This window comes from Erwinia mallotivora, from assembly GCF_000590885.1.
GTDB lineage: Bacteria > Pseudomonadota > Gammaproteobacteria > Enterobacterales > Enterobacteriaceae > Erwinia > Erwinia mallotivora.
Map to the genome: position 1 here is coordinate 1 of NZ_JFHN01000034.1, position 10431 is coordinate 10431.

At 53.4% G+C, this 10431-nt stretch carries 8 protein-coding genes; 7 read left to right on the plus strand and 1 reads right to left on the minus strand.

Annotation, left to right across the window (positions count from 1 at the left end; all coding sequences use genetic code 11):
* The first annotated feature begins 29 nt into the window (after nucleotides 1–29).
* The 3 genes from BG55_RS05865 (at nucleotide 30) to BG55_RS05875 (ending at nucleotide 5719) form a co-directional block, all read left to right on the plus strand.
* On the plus strand, nucleotides 30–1805 hold the full coding sequence (locus tag BG55_RS05865) for an ABC transporter ATP-binding protein (RefSeq protein WP_235192728.1): 1776 nt from the start codon (nucleotides 30–32) through the stop codon (nucleotides 1803–1805).
* Nucleotides 1802–3580: an ABC transporter ATP-binding protein gene (locus BG55_RS05870; protein WP_034935420.1), complete on the plus strand. Its 1779-nt coding sequence runs from the start codon at nucleotides 1802–1804 to the stop codon at nucleotides 3578–3580. Before BG55_RS05865 ends, BG55_RS05870 begins: the two co-directional genes overlap by 4 nt.
* Nucleotides 3581–3700: 120 nt before the next feature.
* Nucleotides 3701–5719 carry a TonB-dependent siderophore receptor gene (locus BG55_RS05875; protein WP_034935423.1) on the plus strand — a complete coding sequence of 673 codons (2019 nt, stop codon included), beginning with the start codon at nucleotides 3701–3703 and terminating at the stop codon, nucleotides 5717–5719.
* An 87-nt stretch (nucleotides 5720–5806) separates the two neighbouring features.
* Here the strand turns inward: BG55_RS05875 and BG55_RS05880 are convergent, their stop codons facing one another.
* On the minus strand, nucleotides 5807–6289 hold the full coding sequence (locus BG55_RS05880) for a MarR family winged helix-turn-helix transcriptional regulator (RefSeq protein ID WP_034935427.1): 483 nt from the start codon (nucleotides 6287–6289) through the stop codon (nucleotides 5807–5809).
* A gap of 70 nt (nucleotides 6290–6359) precedes the next feature.
* Here BG55_RS05880 and BG55_RS05885 point away from each other — a divergent pair, with 70 nt between their 5' ends.
* The 4 genes from BG55_RS05885 to BG55_RS05895 all read left to right on the plus strand — a co-directional run bounded on the left by BG55_RS05885 (nucleotide 6360) and on the right by BG55_RS05895 (nucleotide 10415).
* Nucleotides 6360–7289, plus strand: coding sequence for a quinone oxidoreductase family protein (locus BG55_RS05885; protein WP_034935429.1), 930 nt, complete (start codon nucleotides 6360–6362; stop codon nucleotides 7287–7289).
* A 1149-nt stretch (nucleotides 7290–8438) separates the two neighbouring features.
* A complete protein-coding gene (locus BG55_RS22450; RefSeq protein WP_152542652.1) occupies nucleotides 8439–8537 on the plus strand; it encodes a bacteriocin in 99 nt (32 codons plus the stop codon).
* A 48-nt stretch (nucleotides 8538–8585) separates the two neighbouring features.
* The gene (locus BG55_RS05890) at nucleotides 8586–9572 is read left to right on the plus strand and encodes a nucleotidyltransferase family protein (RefSeq protein ID WP_034935433.1); all 987 of its coding nucleotides are present in this window, start codon (nucleotides 8586–8588) and stop codon (nucleotides 9570–9572) included.
* Between the two features lie 12 nt (nucleotides 9573–9584).
* Entirely contained in the window at nucleotides 9585–10415 is an 831-nt protein-coding gene (locus BG55_RS05895; RefSeq protein WP_034935435.1) for a hypothetical protein, read from the plus strand.
* The last annotated feature ends 16 nt before the right edge of the window (nucleotides 10416–10431 follow it).

Here is a 10431-nt window from a genome sequence, read left to right on the forward strand (position 1 = left end):
GAGGGTAGCGAACCCCGGCGGGCGCAGCCGTGAACGGCGACAACGCCCGCCAGACTCCACGCGTCTGGTCGATTCTGCGACCGGTGCGTGGACAGGTTTATTTTGCCATGGTGCTGGCCGGGCTGGCCTGTGCTGCGGCGCTGGGGGCGCTGTGCGCGCTGGCCTGGGCGATGCATCAGCTGTTGCACGCCGCCGCCGGATGGCCGTGGCCCGCGCTGCTACTGGCCCTGCTGCTGACGGTGCTGGCCTATGTGCTGCGCCTTACCGCCTTTAACCAGTCACATTTTGCCGCTTTCCGGCTGGAGACGCGGCTGCGCACCGATCTTGCCACCCATCTGGCCCGCGTGCCGTTGGGGTATCTGCAACAGACCGGCTCCGGCGCGCTGACCAAAGTTATGATGGAAGATGTGAAAGCGTTGCATGTGTTTGTCGCTGACAGCACGCCGCTGTATGCCCGTGCCTGCGTCTCGCCCCTGTTAACTTTTCTTTTGCTGTGGTGGCTGGACTGGCGGCTGGCGCTGGCCGCCACGGCGGTGCTGGGCGTGGGAATGGCGGTGGTGTCGCTGACCATGCGCGGCAGTGAAGAGATGACCGCGCGTTACCACCAGGCCAGTGAAAGCGTCAGCAGTGCGGTGGTGGAGTATGTCCAGGCGATGCCGGTGGTGCGCACTTTTGACAGCGGTACAACCACCTTTCAACGTTATCAGCAGGCGCTTGATACCTTTCTGTCCGTGGTGCTGCGCTGGTACAGAATGGTCGGCTTTTCGTCGCGTCTGTCGGTAGCCATTCTTAATCCGCTGCCCACGCTGACCGCACTGCTGTGGTGTGGAAGCTGGCTGATCGGCCAGGATGGCACCGCCCCCGCTAACTGGCTGGCGGTGCTGCTGGTGGGCACCGGCATGGCGGAGTCGCTGCTGCCGCTGATGTCGCTGCGGCATCTGGTGGCCAGAACGCAGATGAGCGTTCAGCGTATTCATCAGGTGCTGGCCACGCCGGTACTGCCGCAGGTGGCCCCGGCCGGTGCGGCGCAGCCTCGCGATAACAGTGTGCGTTTCGAACAGGTTGATTTCAGTTACGGCGGCGAGCGGGTGCTGCACAACGTCAGTTTCACCGTCCCGCAGGGCAGCGTCACCGCGCTGGTTGGCCCTTCCGGCGCGGGAAAAACCACGGTGGCGCGGCTGATCCCGCGATTCTGGGACGTCAGTGCCGGTTGCATCCGGGTGGGCGGCGTCGATGTGCGCGATATGCTACCGGATACGCTGATGCGCCAGGTGGCGTTTGTTTTTCAGGATACCTTTCTGTTTGCCGGCACCATCGCCAGCAATATTGCCCTGGGCGAACCGGATGCTACGCCGCAGCAGATAACGGCTGCCGCCCGCGCCGCGCAGGCGGATGACTTTATTATGGCGTTGCCCCAGGGCTACGATACCCAGGTGGGTGAGCGGGGGGTGTTTTTATCCGGCGGCCAGCGCCAGCGGATTACCATCGCCAGAGCGATCCTGCAAAACCGTCCCATCCTGGTGCTGGATGAGGCGACGGCGTTCGCCGATCCGGAGAATGAAGCCGCGCTGGTGGCGGCGCTCTCCCGTCTGATGCGCGGTAAAACCGTGCTGATGGTGGCGCACCGACTCTCCACCATCTGCGATGCCGATCAGATCCTGGTGTTTGATCGGGGTCGGCTGGTGGGGCGTGGACGCCACCCCGAACTGCTGGCGCAGGGCGGCGTTTATGCCCGGCTGTGGCACAGTTATCAGCAGGCGCAGCACTGGGTGCTGAGCCGCGACAAAATGGAACAACCGGCATGAGCAGCGCAGGAGCAAATACACTGCGTCACAGCTGGCGTGTACTGATGCAGATTGCCGCCAGCCGGATGCCGCGCCTGCGCGCCAGCCTGATCGGACTGGCGGTGGCTGCGGCGGTGCAGGGGCTGGCCCTGGCCTGCCTGATGCCGCTGTTTATGGCACTGTTTCCGGTTTTTCACTCGCACTCAGCGCTCGGCTGGCTGCTGGCGATGACGCTGCTGATGCTGGTCAGCACGGTGATGCGTTGGTGGGCGCAGGGCTTTGATTACCGTGGCGATATGGTGCGCACCACACACCAGCTGCGCAGCCAGCTGGGAGAACAGCTGCGTCGTATTCCGCTGAACATTCTGCAAAACAGTCGTGCCGGTGGCGTCAATGCCACCCTGCTGGGCAGCGTTGATGAAACGCTGAGTTATATCCTGACCATCGCCAATATGATGGCGACGGCGCTGTTTACTCCCCTGGTTGTCGCACTGGTGGCCCTGTGGTTTGACTGGCGCATGGGGCTGATGCTGATGCTGGTTTTTCCACTGTTGATCCCGCTGTATCGCTGGCGGCGTCCAGCCTACGGGCGCGGGATGCGGCTGCTGGCCGATGCCAGTGAGCGGGTCAGCAGCGATATTCTGGAATATACCCAGGGGTTGCCGGTGTTGCGCGCCGCCTGCTGTGTGGGCGCTCAGGCGGCAACCTTGCAGGCGGGCCTCAGTGCCCTGCAAACCATCCAGACCATCGGACAGAAGAAAGGCGCAAAGCCTAATCTGGTGCTGGCGACGGTGATGGAGCTGATGGTGCTGGTGGTGGTGTTTACCGGCACGTTTCTGGTCGCCAGCGGCAGCCTGGATCTTGCCGTTCTGGCCGCGCTGATGGTGATTGTGGTGCGCTTTGGTGAGCCGCTGGCAACCTTTGTGCTCTACACCAAAATGATTGATCTGATCGAAGCGGCGCTGGGCAAGATTAATGGCCTGCTGAATATTGCACCCCTGCCGCAGCAACTGCCTGCCCGGACGCCGGAAAGGTTTGACGCGGCATTTAACCAGGTCAGCTTCAGCTATGCCGGTAAGCCGGTTTTCCACGCCTTGCAGGCACAATTTCCGGCGCGCAGTCTGACGGCGCTGGTGGGCCCGTCCGGCAGCGGGAAAACCACCCTGACGCGCCTGCTGATGCGCCACGCCGATCCGCAGAGCGGCTCGGTGACCCTCGGCGGCGTTGATCTGCGCGCGGTGCCAGCGGAGACGCTTAATCAACTGATTTCCGTGGTTTTTCAGGATGTGTATCTGTTTGATGACAGCATTATGGCCAATATTCGCATGGCCCGGCCGGATGCCAGCGACCAGCAGGTGGAAGCGGCTGCCCGTGCCGCCTGTTGTCATGACTTTATCAGCCGCCTGCCGGACGGTTACGCCACCCGCGTGGGGGACAATGGCGGGCGGCTGTCTGGCGGGGAACGCCAGCGCATCAGCATTGCCCGCGCGATGCTGAAAAATGCGCCGGTGGTGATCCTCGATGAACCTACCGCCGCGCTGGACAGTGAAAGCGAAGTGGCGGTGCAGCGGGCGATTAATGCGCTGGTTCACGATCGCACGGTGATCGTGATTGCTCACCGGCTGTCGACGATCAGCGGGGCGGATCAGATCCTGGTGATTGACGACGGGCGGGTGGTGGAACAGGGGCGGCATGATGCGCTGCTCAGCCGCCAGGGCCGCTACTTCACCATGTGGCAGGCGCAACAACGGGCCAAAAGCTGGCAGGGGCAATCGACGGATCCAGCGAAAGGGTGAGATTGAGTGCTTTCGTTCCGCAGATGTCTGTCGTGCGGGGCAACAACATGACTGGTAATCAGCATGACATCGTCGTTGCGGAGCCTTCTGCCGACGCTTTTTCTTTTCAGGGATAAACACATGCAAATACTCCGACTCTGCCCGCTGGCCTTTACCGGCCTGCTGCTTTCTCCACTGGTTTTTGCCCAGTCTGATACCGGCGATGACACGCTGGTGGTCAGCGCCAGCAAGCAATCTCCCCTGTCGGCCTCGGCGCAGAACGTCTCTTCCAGCGTCGCCAGCGGCGAGCAGTTGCGGGATGCCAATGTTACCGGTACGCAAAAACTCAGTCGGGTATTACCTGGCCTGAATACCGAAACCAGCGGTAGCCTGCTCTATCCGATTATCTCCCTGCGGGGGGTGTCCTCGGCGCAGGACTTTTATAATCCGGCCGTCAGCCTGTATATCGACGGTGTGCCCCAACTTGCCACTAACACCTTCCAGGCGTTGACCGATGTTGAGAGTGTTGAAATGCTGCGCGGACCGCAGGGCACGCTGTACGGTAAAAGTGCCCAGGGTGGGGTGGTGAACATCGTTACCCGCCAGCCGGACAGCACTGCCCGGGGTTACCTGGAGGGGGGCGTCAGCAGTCGTGAGGGGTGGCGCAGCAAACTGAATCTCAGCGGGCCGATACAGGACGGATTGCTCTACGGCAGCGTCACCCTGCTGCGTCAGGTGGATAACGGTGATTTAAAAAACCCGTCCACCGGCAGTGATAATCTGGGTGGTACACGCAGCAGCGTGGGTAATGTGCGCCTGCGACTGGCCCCGGACGACCAGCCCTGGGAGGCGGGATTCTCTGCGACGGAAGATTGTACCCGCGCCACGCAGGACACCTATCTGCCCTTTAATGATATTAAAGGCAGAACGCTGAGTATTGCCGATGGCGCACCGGATCCCTCACTGAAGCGCTGTACGCACAGCCAGTCACTGACGGCGAAATACACCAGCGATAACTGGATTTTCAATCTGGTCGGTGCCTTCCAGCAACAGAATTATCAGCGCAGTTTTCCCAACGGGACGCTGATTGCCACCATGCCGGAACGCTGGAATCAGGATGTACAGGAGCTGCGTGCATCCACCTGGGGCGAGGGGCGCACGGTGGATATGGTCTTCGGACTTTATCGTCAACATACCCGACAGAAAATTGACCTCTCCTACGATATGCCTGCCTTTAACTATATGCAGACCCATTCAGCCACTTCATCGCAAACGCTGGCCGGCTACGGTGATTTGACCTGGCATCTGACCGATCGGGTTGATCTGGGTGGTGGTCTGCGGCTGTCGCACGATCGGTCTGATACCCGCTACCACGGCAGCGTGATGGGCAGTGCCTTTGGCGACAGTAACAGCCAGAATGATAATCAACTGCTGGGGCAGCTGTCGGCAGGCTATAAAATGACCCGTGACTGGCGGGTTTATACCCGCATCGCCCAGGGATACAAGCCGGTTGGATTTAACATTATCCCGACGGCAAACGTCGCGGCAGAACCCTACGCGGCAGAAAAATCCATCAACTACGAGATTGGCTCCCGTTATGAAAAAGAGGATCTGACCTTGCAGGGGGCGCTGTTTTACACCCACAGCCGGGATATGCAACTTTATTCCGGGCCTGCCGGGATGCAGACGCTGAAGAATGCCGGAAGTGCCGATGCGCGTGGGGTTGAACTCAGCGCCGCCTGGCAGTTTACGCCCGGCTGGGCGTGGGATGTGAATGGCAATATGACGCAATCCGAATTCACCAGCGGCAGTGAGCTGTATAAAAATAAGCGGGTGCCCTTTGTTCCGCAGTACAGCGCTGCCAGCAGTGTCAATGGCACGATTGATACCGAATATGGCCTGTTGCAGCCGCGTCTGGCGGTGAATCTGGCAGGCGCACACTACTTCGATGGCGATAATCTGCTGCGGCAGGGCGCATACGTCACCACCGATTTACGCCTTGGCTGGCAGGCAACGGAACGGCTGAACGTTGCGGTGTATGTCGATAATCTGTTTGACCGCCGCTATCGTACCTATGCCTACCTGAGTGGGGATTCGGCGTTTGCGCAGGTTAATACCGGCAGGACGCTGGGACTGGATCTGCGGGTGGATATGTTCTGAAGTCTCTCTTCGTTACCCGGGCTGGTGAGTGGGGGGATCATGCCGTCAGGCTGACGGCGGAGACAGCCAGCCTGGCGACAGAGGATGCTACTGACGGCTGTTTTGCTCCAGCGCGGTAAAGTCTGCGGTGAATTTCTTCAGTAATCGCTCCAGTTGATGACGCTCCTCTTCCGGCCACTGCTGAAAAATGGCCTGATAGATCTGCGCCCGGGTGGCGTCGATTTTATCGGTCATTGCCTTTCCCTCTGGGGTGATGACCGCCTCATTGATACGTCTGTCCACGGCATTCTTCTGACGGCGCGCCAGGCCCGTTTCCTCCAGCTTCGCCACCTGACGGCTTACCGTGGTGTAATCACGACCCACCCTGTCGGCCAGCTCTCCCACGCCTGTCGGCCCGAAGCGGCTTATCAATACCAGCAGCGGAAACAGGGCGCGGTCAAGGTGAATACCGGCATCTTTTATCATTAATTCGTCGCGTTGCGGGCGGTTAAAAGCAGCAACCACGGTCAGCAACGTATCGTGCAGCGCATCGAAGTTATCGGGTTTATGTGTATTTTGCACATTTTTCATTGACGGGATCCGAAGCAGGGAATATTGTGTGCATTATACACATATATCTTGCAAACAAAAAGGAACAGAGATGAAAGCAGCTGTTATATCCGAAAAAGGTAAGACGCCGGTTTTTGGCGATTTTCCGCAACCTGAAGTGAATGAGGGGACGGTAGCGATTACTGTTAAAGCTGCCGCCCTGAGTCAGCTGGTAAGATCGCGTGCTGCCGGTACGCATTACAGCTCAACCGGCAGTTACCCCTTTATTCCCGGCGTGGATGGTACGGGGTATCTGAGTAACGGCGAGCCGGTCTATTTTATTGCTTTAGATCCCGTCTGGGGCAGTATGGCGGAAACCGCGCTGGCAACACCCGGCAGTATCGTGCCATTACCGGCAAACCTTGATCTGGTTGCAGCGGCAGCGATGGGCAATCCGGGCATGTCGTCATGGGCAGCATTAACCCGCCGGGCAGCGCTTCGTACCGGTGAAACGGTATTAATTAATGGCGCGACGGGCATATCAGGAGGGCTGGCGGTACGCATTGCACGCTACCTTGGTGCAGGAAAAATCATTGTCACCGGCCGTAATGCCACTGCGCTGCAACAGTTACGCACTGAGGGAGCAGATATTACCCTGACGCTTGAGCAGCTGCCGACCAGACTGCCCGAACTGATGCAGGAAGGGGTGGATGTGGTGCTCGATTATCTGTGGGGTGAAAGCGCGCTGGATATTATGACCGCTGCGGTTGACGGAGGCGCAAAGGTGGTGCGTTTTGTACAGATTGGCTCTTTGAGCGGCCAGCAGATTTCGTTGCACAGCAAGTTGCTGCGATCTTCCGGGCTGACGTTGATGGGAAGTGGGCTAGGCAGTATTGCAGGTAAAGAGCTGGTGGCGGCGGTGGCTGAGTTTTTCCAGGCCGCCGGGGAGCGCGATTTTACGGTGCCATTCCTCTCCAGGCCGCTAAGCGAAGTGCATCAAGCCTGGCACGAGGAAAAAGGCCGCATCGTATTTACGCTTTAGTTTATGCCAGGTGACAGGGCAAAGATGGGGCGTACCCTGAAAATTGATCGGCAATGTGATGCAGCCTGATAGCGGAATTCCCGCTATGGCGTTTAATTTCCCAGGTTTTGTTGACCGCTGGCTGAACGGAACCTGGGGGTAAACCTGAATGGCATGAGTCAATGGTAAAATCGAATCAGCGGGCTTTGTGCTATCTGGCGTACAAGGCTTGCTGAATGTTTTAGTCCGGGCTTTTTTGAGTTCAGTCATCAGTCACCAGTCTCCAGTCACCAGTCACCAGTCACCAGTCTCCAGTCACCAGTCTCCAGTCTCCAGTCTCCAGTCTCCAGTCTCCAGTCTCCAGTCTCCAGTCTCCAGTCTCCAGTCTCCAGTCTCCAGTCTCCAGTCTCCAGGTTTCGGACTGGACGATCTCTTCAGCTGCTTAAATCCCGGCAGACGGTTTCAAACCTGGATAAAAGGAGAGGGCAAATCCGGTCGACGATTGTCAAAACATCGCCAGGCATTAAAACTGGGTGACAGATTAATCTGCTAATTTCTGAAATTTATTTAAGAAAATACTCGGCATTACTGGCGACCACCTGTCAGTTTCCTGGAGGAAGTTCTCATTCTTATACGGAGCAAGAAAAAAATGAAAAGCAGGAATATTATTTTTTACTCTCCAGAGAAAAAATAATTGAGAAATTACGGCAGGAGGAAATAACAGCCTCTTATTGGTTGATTGTGATAAATAAAAGACTTTTTAATTGGAATTTTTATATTCAAATTTGATTTTTTTAAATTTTTTTAAATTGAATTTTTTAAGAATTGAGGAGATGGACATATACAGGATGGTTATGTATGGAACTGATTCCATGGCCGATTAATATAAGATTTCATTATGTTTAAGTAATGTTAAAAATGTAAATGAAGACAGGGCTGTTTTTTTATTCATGTAAAACAACAGGTTGTAATCTGCGGTTTTGCAAAATTACATTTGATTACAAACGCCGCAGCTAAAATTAATTGAATGTATTCGAAATCTTAAAGATATTTATTGAGCGAACTATTTCCAGACATCGACAAAATTAGATTACTTAAATCTAAGGGCGGTAGCTTGGAAATAAAAAGCGTAAACCATTCAGTAATCCTACGTCTTAAAGAGGCTTAAACATGAATATGAATGAAGAACTTGAATTGAACGAAGTTATTGAAGGTGACGTTCTGACTGAAGAAGAAATGATGGCGATCTCTGGTGGTTTGAAAGCCTGATTTATAGCTCCCCCTGCCGGGGGAGCATTAAAATAATTAGGAACCCGTATGACAGAAAACGATTTTTCTCATCAACAACATCTGGATGTCGTCAGGGCACTGTTCCGTCTCTATACAGAAGATGAATCTACACTTGACGTTGACCTGGAGAGGTTGAAATCAGCCAGTCTGGAAATCATTAACCGAAACAAACTCATTGCGCTGTATCGCTATGCAATGGAGAAATATGAATTACTTCCAGCGCTGGGAAAGAAAAATTTCCGTATGCTTGATTTGATGTGCTGTTATGAGAAAAACCTGCGGGCTAAAAGAGAAAGTCACAATCGGATCCTCTTCAGAAGGATGAAGGAAGAGAAAATAAATTTTGCGGTACGAAAAGGAGAAAGCCTCTCATTTTGCTACAAAGAATCTCATCATCGGATTTCAGGCGATACAGATATACTTATTGATAAGAATGACAAAAATAAAATAGTAGAAATACTTGATTCACTTGGTTATAAAATGGGAGAGTTTGACCACTTCAGAGGGGAAATCAAAGACTATCGTCGTGAAGAACTGATTAAATACAATATAAGTCCGGATCATCTACCGCATTACCTGCTGGTTGATGATGGCTATCCCGTTTCTGTTGATATTGCCTACAGCATTACGTGGTTTAAAGATAATGAAAGTTATTCCACCACGGAATTAATCGATTCATCGACCAGTGAATTAAATGCAGAGGCGAAATTTCTTGATACCACTCTGCACCTCTATCGGGAAACATTTCTTAAATCATCCCTGCTTAATCGTGCTCCCTACCTGTCAGGCATGTTTGACTCCGTTATTCTACACAACAAAAAAAATACAGAAATTGAAGATAACAGAGTGAAAGAGATAGTCTGGTTTTCACTTCAGACTTTAGCAGGCAATGAGTCTTATGAATGTCTGAACAGAAAATATGCCTATTATTATAGCGGAAGTGAAAAAAAACCTATGAAAAATAGCGTTCTTTTTTACATGTTCAAAAACCGAGAAACATCGATAATATTATGAACAGGACTGGATATGGAAAAATTAAACGCGTGGTTTGCAGCTAAAGGTATTAATGAATCTGATCTGAGAGAGGTGTTAATCAAATCAGAACAGGAGGATGTCATCCTGACAGGTAGCCTGCTGGCGGGCTATGGTGATGAAAATTCCGACGTGGATGTATATAAGATTATCGCAGATGAAGATTACGAGCAGATAACAGGCACTGCTGATAACGAAAGGAAATTTCAGCAACAGCGGCAAAGATTCACCATCAACTACATTGATGTTAAAGGCGTTGAGTTTGATGTTGAGATTCATCCTGCATCTAAAATAAACAGGTTGATTGATGAATTTGCTGAGGTTGACGTCGACTCAGAACGGGGAATCATTGAAAGTTTTGACGGCTTGCGCAGTTTTGAAATTGCGCAAGCAATAGACTTGTTGAATCGTCTGAGTATCGGTCACCACCTCAGCGGAAAATCATTAATTTCAGAGAAAATAAAAGCGATATCCCGCCCTAAACTGGCAAAGTGGATGTCAGCAAGACGATTTATTCACAGTCATGATTTTGGCAAGACTTTCAGAAGGAATTTAAATAAAAAGGAATATCTTAACGCATACATAGCATTAACTCATCGCATTGATGCCGCAGTCGACTATGTCCTTTTTGCTGAGGGTACACTCTTTGACCGATGGAAATGGAGAAGCAAAATGGTGAACGGCAGCAATAACGAAAAAATGATCAAAGCCTATTATGAAGTTCATGTGTGCGGCAATATCAGCAAATTGCATCTTATGCATTTGAATGAAATGACAGATGCTCTGATTGAAAGTTATAAAAATTCGCGGAATGATTTCATTTAATAAAGCATAAAAATAA